The following is a 19,473-nucleotide window of genomic DNA, read 5'->3' as shown; positions in this document are numbered from 1 at the left end:
TCTCAATCCCAGTGCTTTATTGGAATGCCAAATAGCCTTTATTCGCCACAACCTTTAATATAGGGAACTTGTCCCAGCTTTACGCATTCAGAAAATACAAATTGACCTGCCAGCCAAATCCGACTTTACTTAAAAGCTCGAGCAAGAAAACCCAAGGCATTAGCCTTTTTTCAGCCACCGCTCTGGGTATCGGCGGCATGATGGGTGCTGGGTTGTTTTCCCTTCTGGGAACCGCTAGTGCTCATGCAGGGTCGCATATTCCCCTAGCTTTTTTGCTTGGGGCTTTAGCTGCCTCATTTTCGGTCTACTCTTATGCCAAATTAGGCGCCACCTTTCCCAGTAGTGGAGGGGCTGCCACATTCACTGTGATGAGCTTTGGTCCTGGGGTCATTTCTGGCGGCCTGAATATATTCCAATACATTGCCTATCTCATTGCAGCCGCTCTTTATGCTGCCGGCTTCTCAGAATACGCAAACACTTTACTGGGTGGAAACTTAGACCCCCTTGAAGTAAAGATCGTTGGCGCCGTTATTGTCATTCTTTGTACCGGCATTAACTTATTGGGTACCAACATAGTTGGCAAGGCAGAAATGCTAGCGATTGGCTTTGTCACAATTGCCCTGCTACTGTTTTCTGTTGAAGGCATTCATGTAGCCAATGTTGGCATATTTCAGTTTTCCGGCTGGTCTCTCAATGGCATTGCGATTGCTACCGGTATCTTGTATATCAACTACCAAGGCTTTGGGGTTGTGACTAACTCTTCCAACGCCATGCGAGAGCCCCAAAAAGAGCTGCCTCTTGCCATGTTCTCAGCACTGATTTTAGTAACGATTGCTTATGTACTAGTTAGTACCGCAGTGATACTGCTACTTTCACCCGCTCAAATGGCAACTTACAACGGCCACGTATTGGCCGATGCAGCTCAAATCGTATCTGGGAAAGCAGGCTTTGTTGTGATTGGTGCCTCCGCCCTTCTGGCCTGCGCAGCCGCACTCAACGCTACCATCTTTGCTGCATCCAATATTGCAGCTGATATGGCGCACAAGAATTCTGTCTCCAAGGCCTTAGGTGACTCGGTCTTAAAAACAGAGTTTCGTGCCTTAACCGTGTCTGCATTCTTAGTGATTGCTTTGGTCTTGGCATTTCCGCTAGATGTTGTGGGCAAAATGGCGAGTCTTGCCTTTTTATTGGTGTATGCCGCTATTACTTACGGACACATTCGAGTACGCAAACAAACTGGCGCAAAACTATGGCCACTCTGGGCCGCAATCATCATTAACCTGAGTTTGTTTACCACCCTATTTATCAATGTGATCGAGACTGCGCCAAATAGTGCAATTGCTCTAGTGATCGCCCTAATCGGATCTTTTGCAATTGAAGCAACTTCTCGTAAATTTCTGAGGAAGAAATTAAAGCCCCATTGAGCGATGCAAGATTTTAGACTTCATCTCTACCCACAGGCTTTCAAAATCTTCAGTCTTGTCTTCTGAAAGCTGAATCAGCTCAAAAAGGCCGCCAAAGATAATGGAGCCTTTCTTCACCAAAGTCTTATCAAACTCACCCAAGGATATCGGCTTATCATCCATATCCCTAGTGAGCTGGGCTGAGCAGACAATCGCCTCCACATCATCCCGATCAATGACTGCAAACTCAATAAATTGTTGATTCTTTTCAACAATGACCAAGGTCCCGCGGGCATAGCAAACGGCCTCATGTGCTTGGACAATATACGAAAGAAATTGATTCTGCTCATCGTCACTCTTCACGGGGAGGTCATCAATAAAGAATAGGTATTGATCTCCCTCACTATTTACCAAAGTAAATACCTTTGGAACAACACCATGTCCCAAAGCTAAATTACGGTAATAGGAAGAAATTTCTACGGCAAGATTTTCAGAAAATAAGTGCATATTGATTCAGGAAAATATTACTCTTTACGAGTTTTAATAGATTCGATAATTTTATAGAAAGAGTCGGGCTGTACTGAATTCTGACCCTTAAACGGCTGATCGGTTATCACCAACAAAGATATCAGCGCACCCATGGTGATAGGCAAGATCTTCAATCCCAAGAAGAATGAATCTGAGGGCAAGAAGAGAGTATTAATGCCCATCAAGGCAAACATACAGATCAAAATGACTATCCAAAATAAGTCCGGTAAACGGATATTGGCACGTTCGATACGCGCCTCCCTGCCCTCAGCAACCTCTTCAGATTTTTTAATGATATCTGTATACATTGCTGTTTGACGATTGGTTTGGGGTTCAATTGACATCAATTGTCTAGAAATTCCGCGCCACAACATGTGCGTCTTAGAGCTGCCCTCACCCTTTTGCAATAGAGCCCACTCGTCATTCACAATCGAGTTCATATAGTCAAATAGCTCAACACGTATAGGCGCTATAGATGGATCACCAAATCGCGTGAGTAGACGATCTAAGTTATTTATACGTCCAGCCTCTTGAGACACCAGTGTTTGCACCTCGCGAAAATTGCTTTGTGCTTGATTGAGTAAAAAACCAATCAATAATCCGCTAAGCGTGATGATGGATCCAAAAAGACCCAAACCCAATCGGGTGCTATCTTGTGTGGGCGCAAAGATCGGGATGTGTTGCAATGCACGCGGCATCACATCGAGCAAAGTAACAAAAAAGATAATCAGCAATATCAGAATTTGGATATTACTTCTTCTGTATATCCAGTTAAAGAATAGACTTTCTTTGGAAGGAGTATTCATAAGGCCTAGCTACTAATATTTTTTTGTAGAAAATGAAGCGTACGCTCCCAGGCTAACTGCGCTGCTTCTGCGTTGTACTTTAGTGGAGCCAATCCCCGCGCATCCGATTTAGGGTTTGCAAAGGCATGCTTGGTATCGTAGCGGTGAAATTCATAATCCACGCCCGCTTGTTTTAGCTTTTGCTCTAGCTTGTCGACACCAGCAATTGGAAAGAACTCATCATGCATAGCCCAGTGGCCTAACATCGGCTTGCTAATAGCATCCGCATTGACATACTCCAAAGGAGGATTGCCGTACCAAACTATAGAAGCATCGAGCTCCGGCACATTGCAAGCAGCTAAAATGGTCAGCGCACCGCCCATACAAAATCCTGTTACTGCTACCTTTGCGCTACCAGTAGCTTTTAAGTACTGAACTGCACCCCGAATATCTTGACCAGCCGCATCACCAAAGTTCAGGTCGCCCATTAGGTGCTCAGCTTCATTAGCCTCAATCGCCAACTTGCCACGATATAAATCCGGAACTAATGCACGATACCCTGCTTTAGCAAGGCGATCAGCAACCGCTTTTACCTCATCATCAAGACCCCACCACTCCTGAATAACGACCACGCCAGGAGCAGTTGCTTTATCAACTGGCTCAGCCAAGTAACCCTTTACCGCCTGTCCATCGGGTCTTTTAAATTCAATCATGAGGTCTCCTTATGTTCTTTAGTTCTTACGCTTTTTTCGCATCAGCATGAATATATCCCACAACCCAAAAAGTGAGCAAGCCACAAATGGCAGCCCCATAACCAACTAGGTTGTAATGCTCCATCCTGCCATTAGTTGTAATTGTGACCACTAGGCCCGCTACTACTGACGCTATGCCGGAAGCTAACATCTGAACTGAGCCAATTAAGCTCATAAAGGTTCCCCGAATTTTGGGCTCTACCATTTGGCTCACAATAGCCATGGCCGGAATCATTCGACCAGAAATCAAGACAAAGAAGGCGGTCTGATTAACAAGTACCACCCATAAAGGAACCGGTATTAAATTGGTTGTTACTAAGATCGGTATCAAACTAATGATGGCTAGTATGCGAAATACTTTGACCTTGCCATATTTATCCGCCATGTGTCCAATAAATCTAGAGCTCATCAAAGTCGCCAAACCACCACAAAGATAGATCAGGGAAATGTAGGAATTTTCGATCCCAACGTTAGCGGTGAGATAGAGAGCAATATAAGGAATGACAGTAAATCCAGTCAGCATAATTAGCCCCACAAACAGAAAGGCGCGTAGATGACGATGGGCAACAAAGACTTCGTAGATTTGCTGGAAGCGGCTACCCTCATGAACGTGATGCAAGTGGCCAGAAATTTTCGGGATATTGCGATATGCCAGATAAAGAATCAGGGTAGATATCAGACCAATAAACATAAATGGCGCACGCCAACCCAGTGAGGTGATATGGTTTGCCAAAAATAAACTTAATGGAACACCTGCAACAGTTGAAACCGAGAAAGCGGCCATGACCGTTCCCAAAGCTTTGCCTCTCCGCTCGAACGGAATGGCATCCGCCACAATAGTTTGCACTAATGATCCCAAGATTCCGCCAAAGGCACCAGCGCATGCGCGAGCAATAAATAACGCATGATAATTTGGCGCAAAGCCACACACCACGGTGGCAATAATGAAGCAGACATACAAACCCAATAACAGCTGTCTGCGCTCAAAGCGATCTATATAGTAGGTTGCAAATACGCCAGCAATTGCTGCAGCAAAAGTATAGGAGGATAGCAACAATCCAAATTGATGCGTATTAATGGAAAGCGCTGCAATGAACTGAGGCCCAAGCGGCATCATGATCATAAAATCGAGGATATGCGTGAATTGAATGCCAGCCAAGGCAAGCAAAAAGAATCTCTCTTGCTGAGGGGTGCGAACTAAACTCAAAGTAGACTCAACAGTGCAAATTAGGGGACAAGAGAGCATTATCCTCTCTAGCGCACGGATCTGCTTTGGGGTAGGATTATGGCTATATTGCCTACTAACCTATTTCTGAATGGAAATTATGGCCTTGCCAGTTTTACCAGCCACTACAACAGCCGTCTCGCTTACCTTTGTTTTTATGGACCTCTTTGTTGGGGTAACAGGCTTAATACTGATATTGATATTCCATGGCAGCGGCTTGAATCACATGGTCATGCGTTTTGAGCGCATTACTAAGGCAAATCTAGATCGCAATCAATATGATCGGATCTTTTTTCACTTCTACGTAGCCTTCATTATTATTGCCTTGATTCATATTTGCGAGATCTTCATTTGGGCTGCCATGCTCTTTTGGTTGGATCTAATCCCTAGCGGGGTAAATGCCATTCTGTTTGCTGGCAGCTGCTATACGACTGTGGGTTTTATATCCGACATTCTTCCTTATGGCTGGAAAACGATGGCCTTCTTTATTGCCTTTTCGGGCCTTTTTTCAATTGCCTGGACCACCTCTACAATGATTGGAATGACAGGCATCTACAGACAGGCTTGGAATCTAAAGTATTTAAGACGTTATAAATAACTTTAAATAAAAACCCGAAAAACAGTCATTTTTAGGGTTAATTTATGCTCTTTAAGCGCAAAATTCGCATTTTTCAGAAGTTAAGAAACCACCTTAAGGCTTGATATAGTAACCATAAACACATCGATTTCCACCTCTTGAGGGGTCATGCGTATCGTAAATTATCCCATTCACCACAGCAGTCAGATGCTTTGAGACCTTCACAATTAAGACCCCTGCAGGAAGCTCGCCTAACCTTAGGTGAACCTTGCAGCCAGCACCTATTTCCATCGTAGGCACCCATCGAAAACCCAGACTAATAATGTAGTCATGAAAGACATTGCGATGATTCCCGTTCCTAGGAGATGAACCTTTGACATTAAGCCTTTTAGCAAGGCGGTCATTTTTCAGCTGGGCGTAACTCTCATTTGCCAGTCTTAAATCCTCATAGACCTGCATATAAGGCAGGCTTGCGGCAATCGCAATGGATCTCACAACGCAATCTCCTGCGCCGCCTTTAAAGCCAGCCGCCTCCCTGCCACCATCATTCAATTGAAATGGAAACTGGGAAGATCTAGAGAAGGGGTTTAGAAATCCAAACATTTGACTGTACCCAATAAAAAATGGATTTGCTTTATGGGCAAATCCATTTTGACTTAAAGCGTCGGCTAAATTACTTAGCGTGTGCCTTCTTTACCTCTAGGCGCCATGCATGCAACAAAGGTTCTGTGTAGCCATTAGGCTGCTCAAGTCCTTTGAAAATCAGGTCACTCGCCGCTTTATAGGCATATGAATCTTGGTAGTTAGGCATCATTGGCTGATACAAAGAATCACCAGCATTTTGACCATCAACCACTTTAGCCATACGTTGCAAGCTCTCGTTGACCTGATCAGCAGTCACAATACCATTGAGCAACCAGTTAGCGATGTGCTGGCTAGAGATACGTAAGGTAGCACGATCTTCCATCAAGCCTACGTTATGAATATCAGGAACCTTAGAGCAACCAACACCTTGATCAATCCAGCGAACCACATAACCCAAGATACCTTGGCAGTTGTTATCTAATTCTTGCTGAATCTCTTCCTTAGACCAGTTAGCATTCTCAACCACTGGAATAGTCAACAAGTCGTTAATTAACGCTTCAGCTTCAGCCGCTGTATCGAGCTTTTCCATTTCTTTTTGGAGTTCAGCTACGTTTACTTGATGATAGTGAAGCGCATGTAAGGTTGCTGCCGTTGGTGATGGTACCCAAGCGGTATTTGCACCCGCTTTAGGGTGAACAATCTTCTGCTCAACCATGGCCTTCATCATGTCTGGCATTGCCCACATACCTTTACCAATTTGAGCACGGCCACGCAAGCCACAATCTAATCCTGCAAATACGTTACGACGCTCGTAAGCGGATAACCACTTGCTGGTTTTCATATCACCTTTGCGCATCATTGGACCCGCATACATTGCTGTGTGCATTTCATCACCAGTACGATCTAGAAAGCCAGTATTGATGAAGGCTACGCGCGCACCAGCAGCAGCAATAGCTGCTTTGATATTCGCACTCATACGACGCTCTTCATCCATGATGCCCAGTTTCACCGTATCTGCTGGTAAGCCGAGTAATTTCTCAACACGCCCAAAGAGCTCGCCTGCAAAAGCCACTTCTTCTGGGCTGTGCATTTTTGGCTTCACGATGTATACAGAACCCTTGCGAGTATTACCGATCTCTTGGCTTGCTGGACGATTGATGTCATACAAGGCAATCAATACTGTTACTACTGCATCTAAGATACCTTCGTAGATCTCTTTGCCTTCACCGGTAATGATGGCTGGGTTTGTCATTAAATGGCCAACGTTACGAAGGAACAAGAGTGAACGGCCATGCAATGTAACGATGCCATCTTTTGCGTCAACAGCGCCGATACCAGCTTTGTACTTACGATCTGGGTTAAGAGTGCGTGTAATTGTCTTGTCGCCCTTCTTCACTTCCTCAACTAATGTACCCTTCAGAATTCCCAACCAGTTTTCATAGGCAAGAACTTTGTCATCGCCGTCTACTGCTGCAATAGAGTCTTCCAAGTCCAAGATTGTAGAAAGCGCTGCCTCAAGAACTACGTCATTGATGCCAGCAGGATCACTTGCACCAATCGTTTTGCTCTTGTTGATTTCAATATCAATATGGACACCGTTATTGCGGAGCAAGATGGAGCTTGGAGCAGCTGCATCACCTTGGTAGCCAACGAACTGCTTCTCGTCAGCCAAACTAGTAGAGGTGCCGTCTTTTAACTTGATGGACAACTTATTACCGTCTACTGTGTAAGCCACTGAATCACGGTGTGAACCTTTAGCCAATGGTGCGGCTTGGTCCAAGAAGTTACGGGCATAAGCAACCACTTTTGCGCCACGAATGGGGTTGTATGCACCAGTCTTAGTAGCACCATCTTCTTCGGATAAAACATCAGTACCGTAAAGAGCATCATACAAAGAACCCCAACGTGCATTGGCAGCATTTAAGGCATAACGTGCATTCAATACCGGAACCACTAATTGAGGGCCGGCCTGAAGTGCCAACTCATCATCTACATTCTTGGTGGTGGCCGTAATTTTTCCTGGGACATCAACTAAGTAATCAATCTCTTTCAAAAACTTGCGGTATGCAGGCATATCTTTGATTGGGCCTGGATTGGCTTGGTGCCATTTATCCAAATCCAACTGAATGCGATCACGCTTGGCAAGCAATGCATCATTTTTAGGAGTTAAGTCTTTAACGATCTCATCAAAACCCTTCCAAAAATCAGCACTCTTAATGCCGGTACCAGGAAGTACTTTGTCTTCGATGAATCGATATAAAGGGGTTGCCACTTGAAGGCTATTGCAGGTAGTACGCGCAGTCATGTTGTTATCTTCTTAAGCAAAAAGTTAATAAATAGGGTTAGTTAAATTAATGAATCAGTTAATTAGTCAGTTTTGGAATATTTTCCATTAATCCTGAAAAGGATGCTGGAGGAGAATGGTTTCATCGCGCTCTGGGCCAGTAGACACCATAGCGATTGGCTTACCTGCAACTTCCTCAATACGGCGCAGGAAGTTTTGTGCCTCGATCGGAAGCTTGTTCCACTCACGAATACCGAAAGTCGTCCCCTTCCAACCAGGGAAGTCCTCATAAATTGGCTGGCAACGGGCAACAGATTCTGCGCCGCGTGGCAATACATCTAACTTCTGACCATCCAAGTTATAGCCAACACATAAACGAATTGTTTCGAAACCGTCGAGAACATCCAGTTTAGTAATGCAGAGACCAGATAGACCGTTAATCTGAATGGAGCGCTTCAATGCAGCAGCATCTAACCAGCCAGTTCGGCGTGGTCGTCCAGTAACAGAACCAAATTCTTTACCAACTTCAGCCAAACGAACACCAACTGGATCTTGCTTAGCGGGATTGTCATGATCGTAGAGTTCACTTGGAAATGGCCCAGCACCAACGCGTGTGCAATAGGCTTTGGTGATGCCCAATATGTATTGCAATGAATCTGGTCCAACACCTGAACCAGCAGCGGCGTTACCTGCTACACAGTTACTGGAAGTGACATACGGATAAGTGCCGTGATCGATATCTAGTAACGTTCCCTGCGCACCTTCGAATAACAAATTCTGTCCAGATTGCTCAGCAGCATATAAAGCGCTAGAAACATCGACCACCATTGGCTTCAGGCGTTCAGCATAAGACATCGCTTCAGCCAATGTCTTCTCGTAGTTCACTGGCTCAGCACCATAGTAATTCGTGAGCATGAAATTGTGATATTCCAAGTTCTCACGTAACTGCTCTGCAAATTTTTCTGGGTAGAACAAATCTTGAACGCGCAATGCCCGGCGTGCTACTTTGTCTTCATAAGCCGGCCCAATACCGCGACCAGTAGTACCAATCTTGGCCTCGCCACGCTTCTTCTCACGTGCATGGTCAATCGCTACGTGATAAGGAAGGATCAATGTTGTTGCTTCTGAAATCTTCAAGCGAGATTGCACATCTAAGCCAGCTGATTCAAGTTCGCCAATTTCTTTGAAGAGCGCCTCTGGTGAGAGCACAACGCCATTACCAATATAGCAAATTACATTTTTATGCATGATTCCAGAAGGAATCAAACGCAGAATAGTCTTCTTGTCGCCAATGATGAGGGTATGACCTGCATTGTGACCACCCTGGAAGCGGACCACTGCTTGCGCATGATCAGTTAACCAATCAACCACCTTACCTTTGCCTTCATCACCCCACTGGGTGCCAATGACAACTACGTTACGACCTTTAGTTTGCTGCTTTGAAGACATAGTGAAATCCAAAAAGATAATTACAAAATAAGTTAACTGCTTAATGCCAAATGTATTGCTTTGTTTCTGCGGTACTTTTTATTTACTTCTTATTTACTTCCCAAGAGTTACCTTGCTTAACTAACTCTCGATCACATTCATATTCAGCAGCCTCTAATGACGTGCCTGCTGGAATCTGTATCACCACTTCACCCTTGCTTCTGAGAGTTTCGATAACCGCACTTAACTCTGCATCTTCAATCCAAGGGGCCAAGATGGCCAACTTGCGCGTACTTAACGGCGATAAATTGGCTAAAGTTAATAGGTCTAAAGAAAAGCCCGTTGCAGGACGTGGACGACCAAAAGCTTGGCCAACATGGTCATAGCGACCGCCTCTTGCGATTGGTTGTGGGAATTGGTCAACATAAGCGGCAAACATCACACCGCTGTGATACTGATAGCCACGCAAATCGGCCAGATCAATACTGAGTTCCAAATGACTAGACATCTTCGCTGCAGCACAAGCCAAACGCTCAAGATCTGCCAAAGCCTGGTCAATCGCCGCATGCTTAGGCAATACTTTCTTGGCATTTGCTAAAACTTCAGGACAAGGGCCATTTAATTCAGTCAACGCCATCAGCGCTTGAGCAACATTTGCAGGCAAGCAAGCCGCCCATTGACTTAAGCGAGGACGGTCCTTGCTTTGAAGCAAGCCATACAACGCTTCAATCGTTTCTTTATTAAGATTCTGACCATCCAAGATCCCCGCCAGAATGCCAGCGTGCGACAAATCTAGATACACCTTCTTGATTCCAGCAACAGAAAGTGTTTTTAGCAATAAGGTAATCGCCTCAAGATCGGCTTCCCAAGTTGCACAACCGTAAATCTCTGCACCGAGCTGTAATTCTTCGCGAGCTGAGCTACCAACCGGAGTGCGAGCGTGCGCAACAGAGCCGGCATAGCAAAGACGAGTAACGCCATCGCGATTTAATAGGTGCGCATCAATGCGAGCCACTTGCGGAGTGATATCAGCACGCAGGCCCAATGTACGACCAGATAGCTGATCTACCAACTTGAATGTTTGTAGGTTGAGATCGGAGCCAGTACCAGTCAATAAGGAGTCTAAGAACTCCAGAATGGGAGGGGCAACCAATTCATAGCCATAAGACTGATACAAGTCCAAGACGGCACGACGCAAAGACTCAACCTTGCGAGCCTCGGCAGGCAAAACATCTGCAATATCTTCGGGAAGTAACCAGCGATTCATGATGTGAACTATTTGCTTTCTTATTTTTTGTGCAAGAACTTAAAGAACTCGCCATTCGGCTCTACCACCATGATGTCTTTCTTATCCTTGAAAGAGCTTCTATAGGCTTCTAGGCTTTGATAGAACTGGGCAAACTGAGGATCACGCCCGAATGCTTCCGCATAGAGTGCAGTAGCTTTCGCATCCCCTGCTCCCTTAATTTTTTGGGCATCGCGATAGGCTTCCGCCAAGATGGTGTCACGTTGACGCTCTGCATTTGCGCGAATCTTGTCAGACTCTGCAGCGCCCATAGAGCGCAACTCATTGGCAACACGCTTACGCTCTGCTTCCATACGGCGATAAACAGAATCGCTAATTTCTGCCAAGAGGTCAACACGCTTTAAGCGAACATCGACAATTTCCACGCCGATATCAGATGCATCATCAGCAACCTTCTTACGAATACCTTGCATCACTTCTTCGCGCTGATCAGAAATCAACTCACGAACAGTGCGCTTAGTGAACTCTTCATTTAGAGCCGAACGAACTAACTGGGTCAAGCGATCTTGCGCCAAGCGCTCATCACCTTTGAAGCTAATAAAGAACTTACGTGGATCGACAATGCGCCATTTCACATAAGAATCTACTAATAAGTTTTTCTTTTCAGCGGTTATGAAGCGCTCTGCTTCTGGATTATCAATCGTCAAAATGCGACGATCAAAGAAGCGAACACTTTCAAAAGGGGCTGGAAGCTTCACCTGAATTCCGGGCTGTTCAATCACGCGAACAATCTGCCCGAATGAAAACACCACAGCAAAATTACGTTGATCCACAACAAAAACACTAGAAGACAAAACATAGATCAGCGCAATAAAGCCAATACCGGCTGCAATTAAACGATTTGCATTCATTATCTGGACTCCCTATCGCGACTACGGAGGCCATCACGTTTATCTGCAGTGCTATTCGTTACTGGCGCTACAGGAGCGGAGGTAGAAACAGAGGAAGGGGACGAGCTGATAGTGTTTGGGTTTGTATTTGTACCAGTTGCACCACCCACAGTAACACTACCAGTTGGAGTGCTTGCTCCCGATGAGCTTGTTTGTGTATTAGCTGCTTGAGCGCTTTCCGCACTGACTTGCGCGACGATCTTATCGAGCGGGAGATATAGCAGGCTATTGCTCTTGGTAGTGTCAACCAAGATCTTAGTAACGTTGTTGTACATCTCGCGCATGCTATCGATATACATGCGATCACGAGTCACTTGAGGCGCCTTAGAGTATTCAACCAAAATTTGTTTAAAACGTGTGGCATCGCCCTCGGCGGTAGCTACTACCCGAGCTTTATAACCCTCGGCCTCTTGAATCAGGCGAGCTGCTGTACCTTTGGCGCGCGGAATGATGTCATTAGCATAGGCTTGACCTTCACTCTTGAGTCGCTCTTGGTCCTGCCCTGCTTTCACGGCATCATCAAATGCAGCCTGAACTTGCTCTGGCGGTTGAACATTTTGCACGGTCACGCTAGTTACATAAATGCCCGTTTTGTAGCTGTCCAAAATCTTCTGAATAGAGTTGGCTAAATCAATGCCAATCTTTTCACGACCCTCATACAAGACGGTATCCATCTTGCTACGAGCAACGATTTCACGCACAGCTGTTTCAGCAGCTTGCACTACCGCTGCATCGGGATCGCGGTTATTAAATAAATAATCCGTAGGGTCCTTTAAGCGGTATTGCACAGCAAAGCGTACGTCGATGATATTTTCATCTTCAGTAAGCATTGAAGAATCTTTTTGATTGGTGGCCTTAATCAAAACAGGGCGCCCTACTTCAACTGAACGCACACCAGATAGGTTCACCGTCTCTTCAGACTGAATCGGCCAAGGCATACGCCAGTTAATACCTGGCTTGGCGGTGTAATCGTACTTACCAAAAGTAAGAATAACGCCGGCTTGACCTTCTTGAATAATGAAGAAGCCACTGCAAACCCACATAAAGAAGACAACTGCTCCTGCAATCAGAAAGCTTGCCTTAGAGCCAAATGGATTGCTGAAATTAAAGTTAGGGGCGCTGATACCACCATTGCCACCGCCATTGCCGCGCTGTGAAGGCGGAGGAATATCAGTGCTGCTTGGTTTATTCGCTGGCTTGCTAGCGGGGTTACTTGTTACCCCAGGCTTCTTCTTACCACCAAAGATACCGGCAATTCTGTCATTGAAATCACGCCACAACTCATCCAAGTCTGGTGGGCCATCGGGCTTAGTTACAGGATTTGTTGGTTTTGCATCTACTGGCTGGTTAGTTTCTGGATCCGCTTTTGGAGCTTGACCTTCTGCCTGCCCATCTTTGACATCTTTGGATCCACCTGAATTGTGGCTATTGCCCCAACCTGGATCATTCACCGAAAAAAGGTCTAGAAATTTACGCGTCATTAGATAAATAGCTTCGGTTGGCAATCGGATTAAATTCAGAAGTTTCTGGTCGTTCAGGTAAAGGTTCTAAAAACTCATCCGGGGCCAATTGCTTCTTGGCACGGTTGTGCTCGACCCTTATTCTATCAGTCATTTGAGAGCATTCGGCCAGGGCTGAGCGAAGTAAATCAAGGCCTAAGCCCGTCTTGGCTGACAGGAAAACCTGGCTTGGAAAGCCCTGCCCATCACGCTCTAAAACAGCCCCGCGGGTGAAGGTTTGAGGCATCTGGTCGATCTTATTCATCACCTCGATCCGAGGGATGTCATCAGCGCCAATTTCCTCCAAAACAGCCTCTACTTCGGCCTTTTGCTCCCTAGCGACCGGGCTACAGGCATCAATAACATGCAATATGAGGTCGGCATGGATAGTTTCATCCAAAGTTGCCCTAAAGGCCTCCACCAACTGGTGGGGTAAATCTCGGATAAATCCCACGGTATCAGAGACCACAATTGACCCAACTCCGTCCAAATGGACCTTTCTAGAGGTGGTATCTAAAGTGGCAAAAAGCTGGTCAGCCGCGTAAGTCCCTGCTTTGGTTAGGGCATTAAACAAAGTCGATTTACCAGCATTGGTATATCCAACCAAAGAAACTGAGAACACATCTTTGCGATTTCGAGCTCTTCTTTGCGTTCTTTGTTGGCGCTGGAGTTTTTCCAACTCATTTTCCAAGCGTTTCGCTTTGGTAGCCAACATCCGGCGATCCAACTCCATCTGAGTTTCGCCAGGACCACCGCGCACACCAATACCGCCACGCTGTCGCTCTAAGTGACTCCAGGCTCTGACCAAACGAGACATCCGATAACGCACTTGCGCAAGTTCAACTTGGGTCTTACCAATATGACTTTGTGCTCTTTGACTAAAGATATCCAAAATCAAACCAGTGCGGTCCATCACATGAAAACCAATGTGGCGCTCTAAATTGCGTTGCTGAGTTGGAGAGAGGGGATGATTGAAGATCGCAAGTTCTGCGCCCTGCTCTTCCATCACCCGCTTGAGCTCATTCGCCTTACCTGAGCCGATAAACAAAGCGGGGTCAGTCCTTCCCTTGCGGGCAATAACAGTGGCTGCGGGAATGGAGCCTGCGCTATCAGCCAACAGGCTGAGCTCGGCCATGCTATCTGCAAAGTCTTCACGCCCTGTGTCTACGCCAACTAGAACAGCGCGTGCAGCATCTACTCCGGTTTTATACAGGGCTAGCTTCTTCTAAACGGAAATCAATCGCACGAGCAGGAACGATCGTAGAGATTGCGTGTTTGTAAACCATCTGTGTCACCGTGTTGCGCAAGAGCACAACATATTGGTCAAATGACTCAATATTGCCTTGCAACTTAATGCCATTGACTAGATAGATCGAAACAGGAACATGTTCTTTGCGTAAAGCATTGAGGAATGGATCCTGAAGTAATTGAATTTTGTTAGGGTTGCTATTGCTCATACTGCTCCTTAATTATCTTTTGGTAACTACTTTTTTGGGAGTCTTGCTTTTTTTATTAACTATCAATTTTTACTGCGCATTTCTAAATACAAACTACTAGAACCAATGACTCATCAAGTTCTCTATATTGGGCTGATTTTCGAAAAAATCAAGCCCAATTGACATGATTCTGAAAGCTTAGCCCAAATTAGCGCTTTTTGCCCTTTTTACCCTTATCGTCATCAACGTATGGGTTTTTAGCGGTATTCATCTGAATCCGTAAAGGCGTGCCACGCAATTTAAAGACATCTCTAAAGCGACCTTCCAAGTATCTCTTGTAGCTATCGGTCACTCCACTCAAGGATGTGCCATGGATGACCACAATTGGGGGATTCATGCCCCCTTGGTGGGCATAACGCAATTTAGGACGGCCCATACCAACGCGTTTAGGCTGTTGATGCTCAATGGCCTCTTGCAAAATCCGGGTTAAGCGTGGGGTTGGTAGTTTTGCCATTGCTGCTGCATATGCAGAATCCACATCCTTAAAGAGTTCCTTAAGGCCTGTACCCTTTTTAGCGGAGATTGGGTGCACATTTGCAAAATCGAGGAAGCGGAGCTTTTGTGCAATCTCTAATCGAGCACGCTCTTTTACATACGCATCCAAGCCATCCCACTTATTCACTGCAACCACTAAGGCGCGACCAGCTTCCACAATAAATCCAGCGATGTGCGCATCTTGTTCAGAAATATCTTGCTGAGCATCTAACATCAAGATCACCACATTACAGTCAGCAATCGCTTGCAATGTTTTAACAACAGAAAACTTTTCAATCGCTTCAAAAACTTTGCCACGGCGACGCAAACCTGCAGTGTCAACCAAGATGTAAGGCTTGCCATTGCGCTCAAACGGAACTTCGATCGCATCACGAGTGGTACCTGGCATATCAAATGCAATGACGCGCTCTTCACCGATTAATTTGTTAATCAATGTTGACTTGCCAACGTTAGGGCGCCCTACTACGGCGATCTTCATTGGACGATTTGGATCGTTAGCCAATTCATCTTCATCTGGCTCTGCAATACCAAGGGAATCTAATGCGTCGTCGATCAAGTCGCGCACACCATCACCATGCGCTGAAGAAATTGGGAACGGCTCGCCTAAACCAAGCTCATGGAAGTCGGCTGTGACAACGCCAGCCTGCATGCCTTCTGTTTTATTAACCGCGAGGATGACTGGTCGGCCAGTCTTACGTAAGAAATCAGCGATGACGCGATCTTGTGGCGCCATACCGAGACGACCGTCAACCAAGAAAATCACAATGTCAGATTCAGCAACAGCTTGCTTAGTTTGCTTTGCCATCTCAGCAACAATGCCGGTCTTAGCCACTGGCTCAAAACCACCGGTATCTACGCAAATAAAAGCACGCTCACCAACACGACCTTTGCCGTAGTGTCGATCTCTGGTTAAGCCAGAAAAGTCTGCCACCAATGCATCACGTGAACGCGTTAAGCGATTAAAGAGAGTCGACTTTCCCACATTGGGACGGCCGACGATAGTGATGACTGGATTCATTTTGGACTGTACGCCGCTATTTTTCCACCTTGAGATTGAACCAAGATGAGGCCACCTACCGCAATGGGGGCAGCCGAGATTGGACTACTGTCGTGACGAATACGCGCAACCATCTCGCCATTCGCCTGTGAAAATGCATGGATATAACCTTGAGCATCACCCATGAGCAGCACTCTGCCCACCGCAAGCGACTCACCAACATCACGGAATGTCAGCTGGGTGTTTTCCCAAACTTGAGTGCCATCTTTCGTTGCAAAGGCGGTGACGTAAGACTTATCGTTTGCCGAGAAAACCATGTCGGTGCTTTGTGAGGTACCGGTATAACTTGAATAGTCTTTGAACCACAAAAGGTTGCCTGTACGAGCCTGCCCGCAACCAATACGTCCTTGATAAGAGACTGCGCAGAGGATATCGCCTTCCATACTTGGTTTAGCGGTGACATCATTCAAGCGCTCAATCTCTGAGAAGCCCTTAGGAAAAGAAACGGGCGTCTCCCAAACTAAGCCACCATTAGCAATAGCAATCATGCCAAAGCGCCCACCAGTGAAACCAGTAACAATGACTTCGTTGCCAATAGCCAGCATTCCATAGCCAACACGCAATGACAATGCAGCTTGTTGACGCTGATAAGTCCATTTTTTAGCGCCCGTTAGCGCATCCAGCCCAATGAAGCGATTGTCTAGCGCACGTACTACGACAACGCCACCGGCTACCACCGGCTCACTTAATACCTCGCTACCAACGCTGACATTCCACATCGGCTTACCAGTATCGTCATAGGCGTAGACCACTCCCTTGGTAGTAACGGCAACAGTAGTACGGCCATCAGATCCGGGGCCAACCGACAAATTCTCAGGAACGGATACTGACCAGACCTTATTGCCGGTTGCTAAATCAATCTTTACCAAGTTCCCACCATGAGAGGCTGCATACACCGCATCGCCAGCAACAATAGGATGAAAGTTAAAGGATTCAGATGAACCAATGCTAGTTGACCATACAGGCTGCAAATCAAATTGATTGGTAACGGTCACTAATTCAGCGGGTTTCCTTACTCTGGAGCTACCAGAGCATGCGGCTAAAGCAATTACCACGGCACACAATACCAAGGCGGCGCCTAAGCGCATCGGTAAACGCTTCATTTCTTTAGTCATCACTGAGCAACTCCTCCAACAGCATCTAATTTAACCTTGAGAAGGCGACGCGCCTCTTCAGGAAATTCTTTTGCTTGGTCTAATTTTTTCCAGGCTTCTTGATAGCTTACTTTAGCTTGCTCATTTTTCTTTTGCGCTAAATACCAATCACCACGACGCTCAAGCCATAAAGATTCAAAACCAGCAATCGGTTTCTCATTCAAGATTTGATCGGCCTCTGCAAAATCTTTTTCACTGCCCTGCTCAATCAATAGAGTTACTAGGCGTAATTTCGCCAATCCAAGATAACCATCATTGGATGCATTTTTTGCCGCCCAACGCAAATACTCCAAAGCTTTTACGCTATCGCCTGCATCCGATGCAATTCGTGCAGCGATCAAACTAGACATTGCTGCGTAAGGTGTACGGCCAAAATCTTTTTGCAAGTCGTCTGTTGCGCGCAGAGTCTGGTCTTTATCGCCTTTAGCAATGGCACCTACCATCGTTTCATAAAGCTTAGACGCTTCGAGCGCCTGACTATTGCGCCACCATTGATAGCCACTGTAAGCAGCATAAGCAAACAACGCAACTGCAACGACCCCAGTAATAAGGTTACGGTACTTTTGCCAAAACGCTTTGAATTGGTCTAATTGTTCTTGTTCTTCTAGATCTAAAGGCATGTCAATCCAAACTTATTTAATAGGTAATTAGTATGTATTAGCTTAATTCTATTCGGAGGCGCCTACCAAGGCATCAATTGCAGCACCTAAGACATCATCCAGGGGTACAGACTTCTGCTCGCCCGTACCGCGCAAGTCCTTGAGTTGCGCCTCATTCTTGGCTAATTCATCAGGTCCAATAATGACCGCAAAGGCAGCCCCACTACTATCAGCCTTCTTCATTTGGGACTTAAAGCTGGCTGATTGACCATCAGGAGGACAGAACAGGATGGTATCGATTCCAGCGCTCCGCAAGCGTTCAGCGATGATCATGGAGGCAGTCAACGTCTCGCCACCTTGATGCAATACAAAAATATCGCATTGAGCCTGAGCTTCTGGCAATGATCCAGAAACCTTCATTAATTCTAGAACCCGTTCCATACCCATCGCCCAACCACAAGCCGGCGCGGCTTTGCCTCCCATACGCTCAATTAATGGGTCATAGCGTCCACCGCCAGCAATAGTGCCTTGAGCACCTAATTCATCAGTCACCCACTCAAATACAGTGAGGTTGTAGTAATCAAGGCCACGAACTAAACGAGGATTAATTTTGCAAGGGATGTTATTTGCTTTAATTAATGCCTGTACCGCATTGAAATGCTTCAGCGACTCTTCGCCCAAGAAATCCAATAATTTTGGTGCGCCCTCAATCAATGCCTGCATCTCTGGATTTTTAGAATCCAAGATACGCAAGGGATTGGTAATGAGACGACGCTGTGAATCTTCGTCTAGCTGCGATTGATTTTTCTCAAAGTAGGTTACCAACGCAGCACGGTGTTCGGCGCGCTCAGGAGCCTGGCCCAGAGAATTGATTTCCAAACGAACACCCTTCAAGCCCAACTCATCCCATAAACGCTGTCCCATGAGGATGATTTCAGCATCGATATCAGGCCCAGCAAAGCCCAAAGCCTCAATACCAAACTGGTGGAACTGGCGATAGCGGCCACGCTGCGGGCGCTCATGGCGGAACATGGGGCCGGTGTACCAAAGGCGCTTAGGCCCTTCATATAACAAATTGTTTTCAATGACAGAGCGCACTAAAGCGGCAGTACCTTCAGGACGTAAGGTGAGTTGCTCACCATTCAAACGATCCTCGAAGGAGTACATTTCTTTTTCAACAATATCGGTAACCTCACCGATACCACGCTGAAATACTGCAGTTGCCTCAACAATGGGTGTTCGCAAAAACTCATAGCCGTAAGCACGAGTCAAATCACGTAATACATGCTCAAGATGAGCCCACTGCGCAGCATCTGCCGGTAGTAAATCATTCATACCGCGCACGCCATTTATCTTTTGCGTTTTCTGGACTTTGGTTTGCTTGTTCTCGTCAGTCATTTTTATTATTCT

Annotated in this window: 18 protein-coding genes; 2 read left to right on the top strand and 16 right to left on the bottom strand. The window is 46.0% G+C overall.

Annotated elements, in window-relative coordinates; translation table 11 throughout:
• Positions 1 to 68: 68 nt before the first annotated feature.
• Positions 69 to 1,424: an APC family permease gene (locus ICN34_RS08420; protein WP_216121968.1), complete on the top strand. Its 1,356-nt coding sequence runs from the start codon at positions 69 to 71 to the stop codon at positions 1,422 to 1,424.
• Here ICN34_RS08420 and ICN34_RS08415 read toward each other — a convergent pair.
• The 4 genes from ICN34_RS08415 to ICN34_RS08400 are packed head-to-tail and all read right to left on the bottom strand — an operon-like array spanning position 1,410 to position 4,675.
• Positions 1,410 to 1,910, bottom strand: a complete 501-nt coding sequence (locus ICN34_RS08415) for a hypothetical protein (protein ID WP_216121966.1) — start codon at positions 1,908 to 1,910, stop codon at positions 1,410 to 1,412. The genes ICN34_RS08420 and ICN34_RS08415 overlap by 15 nt on opposite strands.
• A 17-nt stretch (positions 1,911 to 1,927) precedes the next feature.
• On the bottom strand, positions 1,928 to 2,737 hold the full coding sequence (locus ICN34_RS08410; protein WP_216121964.1) for a DUF4239 domain-containing protein: 810 nt from the start codon (positions 2,735 to 2,737) through the stop codon (positions 1,928 to 1,930).
• 5 nt (positions 2,738 to 2,742) lie between these two features.
• Positions 2,743 to 3,429, bottom strand: coding sequence for a dienelactone hydrolase family protein (locus ICN34_RS08405; RefSeq protein ID WP_216121962.1), 687 nt, complete (start codon positions 3,427 to 3,429; stop codon positions 2,743 to 2,745).
• 25 nt (positions 3,430 to 3,454) lie between these two features.
• Positions 3,455 to 4,675, bottom strand: a complete 1,221-nt coding sequence (locus ICN34_RS08400; protein WP_255538615.1) for an MFS transporter — start codon at positions 4,673 to 4,675, stop codon at positions 3,455 to 3,457.
• A 118-nt stretch (positions 4,676 to 4,793) separates the two neighbouring features.
• On the opposite strand from ICN34_RS08400, the gene ICN34_RS08395 reads away from it, so the two are divergent.
• The gene (locus ICN34_RS08395) at positions 4,794 to 5,291 is read left to right on the top strand and encodes a hypothetical protein (RefSeq protein WP_237767708.1); all 498 of its coding nucleotides are present in this window, start codon (positions 4,794 to 4,796) and stop codon (positions 5,289 to 5,291) included.
• 93 nt (positions 5,292 to 5,384) lie between these two features.
• On the opposite strand, the gene ICN34_RS08390 is transcribed toward ICN34_RS08395, so the two are convergent.
• From ICN34_RS08390 to hisS, 12 genes are all read right to left on the bottom strand, one after another.
• Positions 5,385 to 5,873: a hypothetical protein gene (locus ICN34_RS08390; protein WP_072582180.1), complete on the bottom strand. Its 489-nt coding sequence runs from the start codon at positions 5,871 to 5,873 to the stop codon at positions 5,385 to 5,387.
• A gap of 70 nt (positions 5,874 to 5,943) precedes the next feature.
• Entirely contained in the window at positions 5,944 to 8,160 is a 2,217-nt protein-coding gene (locus ICN34_RS08385) for a malate synthase G (protein WP_216121958.1), read from the bottom strand.
• Between the two features lie 87 nt (positions 8,161 to 8,247).
• Entirely contained in the window at positions 8,248 to 9,588 is a 1,341-nt protein-coding gene (locus ICN34_RS08380; RefSeq protein WP_216121956.1) for an adenylosuccinate synthase, read from the bottom strand.
• Positions 9,589 to 9,670: 82 nt separating this feature from the next.
• Positions 9,671 to 10,834 (bottom strand): ATP phosphoribosyltransferase regulatory subunit, encoded by a 1,164-nt coding sequence (locus tag ICN34_RS08375; protein ID WP_216121954.1) that lies wholly within the window; start codon positions 10,832 to 10,834, stop codon positions 9,671 to 9,673.
• A 20-nt stretch (positions 10,835 to 10,854) separates the two neighbouring features.
• Positions 10,855 to 11,724, bottom strand: a complete 870-nt coding sequence (gene hflC, locus ICN34_RS08370) for a protease modulator HflC (protein ID WP_216121952.1) — start codon at positions 11,722 to 11,724, stop codon at positions 10,855 to 10,857.
• Entirely contained in the window at positions 11,724 to 13,244 is a 1,521-nt protein-coding gene (gene hflK / locus ICN34_RS08365) for an FtsH protease activity modulator HflK (RefSeq protein WP_216121950.1), read from the bottom strand. The genes hflC and hflK overlap by 1 nt, the downstream gene beginning before the upstream one ends.
• Positions 13,234 to 14,475 (bottom strand): GTPase HflX, encoded by a 1,242-nt coding sequence (gene hflX, locus ICN34_RS08360; protein WP_255538617.1) that lies wholly within the window; start codon positions 14,473 to 14,475, stop codon positions 13,234 to 13,236. The genes hflK and hflX overlap by 11 nt, the downstream gene beginning before the upstream one ends.
• On the bottom strand, positions 14,468 to 14,719 hold the full coding sequence (gene hfq / locus ICN34_RS08355; RefSeq protein ID WP_072582173.1) for an RNA chaperone Hfq: 252 nt from the start codon (positions 14,717 to 14,719) through the stop codon (positions 14,468 to 14,470). The genes hflX and hfq overlap by 8 nt, the downstream gene beginning before the upstream one ends.
• Before the next feature lie 187 nt (positions 14,720 to 14,906).
• Positions 14,907 to 16,271, bottom strand: a complete 1,365-nt coding sequence (gene der, locus ICN34_RS08350; RefSeq protein ID WP_216121946.1) for a ribosome biogenesis GTPase Der — start codon at positions 16,269 to 16,271, stop codon at positions 14,907 to 14,909.
• Positions 16,268 to 17,425: an outer membrane protein assembly factor BamB gene (gene bamB, locus ICN34_RS08345; protein ID WP_216121944.1), complete on the bottom strand. Its 1,158-nt coding sequence runs from the start codon at positions 17,423 to 17,425 to the stop codon at positions 16,268 to 16,270. Before bamB ends, der begins: the two co-directional genes overlap by 4 nt.
• Positions 17,425 to 18,084: a tetratricopeptide repeat protein gene (locus tag ICN34_RS08340; protein ID WP_216121942.1), complete on the bottom strand. Its 660-nt coding sequence runs from the start codon at positions 18,082 to 18,084 to the stop codon at positions 17,425 to 17,427. Before ICN34_RS08340 ends, bamB begins: the two co-directional genes overlap by 1 nt.
• A 48-nt stretch (positions 18,085 to 18,132) precedes the next feature.
• A complete protein-coding gene (gene hisS, locus ICN34_RS08335; protein WP_216121940.1) occupies positions 18,133 to 19,461 on the bottom strand; it encodes a histidine--tRNA ligase in 1,329 nt (442 codons plus the stop codon).
• Positions 19,462 to 19,473: the final 12 nt, after the last annotated feature.

The organism is Polynucleobacter sp. Tro8-14-1, from assembly GCF_018881655.1.
GTDB lineage: Bacteria > Pseudomonadota > Gammaproteobacteria > Burkholderiales > Burkholderiaceae > Polynucleobacter.
This window is presented reverse-complemented; position numbering and strand designations above follow the sequence as displayed.

Excerpts from the sequence above, each read along its gene's own strand:
- ICN34_RS08415 (WP_216121966.1), bottom strand. The coding sequence starts at position 1,910 with ATGCACTTATTTTCTGAAAATCTTGCCGTAGAAATTTCTTCCTATTAC.
- ICN34_RS08410 (WP_216121964.1), bottom strand. The coding sequence starts at position 2,737 with ATGAATACTCCTTCCAAAGAAAGTCTATTCTTTAACTGGATATACAGA.
- ICN34_RS08405 (WP_216121962.1), bottom strand. The coding sequence starts at position 3,429 with ATGATTGAATTTAAAAGACCCGATGGACAGGCGGTAAAGGGTTACTTG.
- ICN34_RS08395 (WP_237767708.1), top strand. The coding sequence starts at position 4,794 with ATGGCCTTGCCAGTTTTACCAGCCACTACAACAGCCGTCTCGCTTACC.
- ICN34_RS08390 (WP_072582180.1), bottom strand. The coding sequence starts at position 5,873 with ATGTTTGGATTTCTAAACCCCTTCTCTAGATCTTCCCAGTTTCCATTT.
- ICN34_RS08385 (WP_216121958.1), bottom strand. The coding sequence starts at position 8,160 with ATGACTGCGCGTACTACCTGCAATAGCCTTCAAGTGGCAACCCCTTTA.
- ICN34_RS08380 (WP_216121956.1), bottom strand. The coding sequence starts at position 9,588 with ATGTCTTCAAAGCAGCAAACTAAAGGTCGTAACGTAGTTGTCATTGGC.
- ICN34_RS08375 (WP_216121954.1), bottom strand. The coding sequence starts at position 10,834 with ATGAATCGCTGGTTACTTCCCGAAGATATTGCAGATGTTTTGCCTGCC.
- hflC (WP_216121952.1), bottom strand. The coding sequence starts at position 11,724 with ATGAATGCAAATCGTTTAATTGCAGCCGGTATTGGCTTTATTGCGCTG.
- hflK (WP_216121950.1), bottom strand. The coding sequence starts at position 13,244 with ATGACGCGTAAATTTCTAGACCTTTTTTCGGTGAATGATCCAGGTTGG.
- hfq (WP_072582173.1), bottom strand. The coding sequence starts at position 14,719 with ATGAGCAATAGCAACCCTAACAAAATTCAATTACTTCAGGATCCATTC.
- der (WP_216121946.1), bottom strand. The coding sequence starts at position 16,271 with ATGAATCCAGTCATCACTATCGTCGGCCGTCCCAATGTGGGAAAGTCG.
- bamB (WP_216121944.1), bottom strand. The coding sequence starts at position 17,425 with ATGACTAAAGAAATGAAGCGTTTACCGATGCGCTTAGGCGCCGCCTTG.
- ICN34_RS08340 (WP_216121942.1), bottom strand. The coding sequence starts at position 18,084 with ATGCCTTTAGATCTAGAAGAACAAGAACAATTAGACCAATTCAAAGCG.
- hisS (WP_216121940.1), bottom strand. The coding sequence starts at position 19,461 with ATGACTGACGAGAACAAGCAAACCAAAGTCCAGAAAACGCAAAAGATA.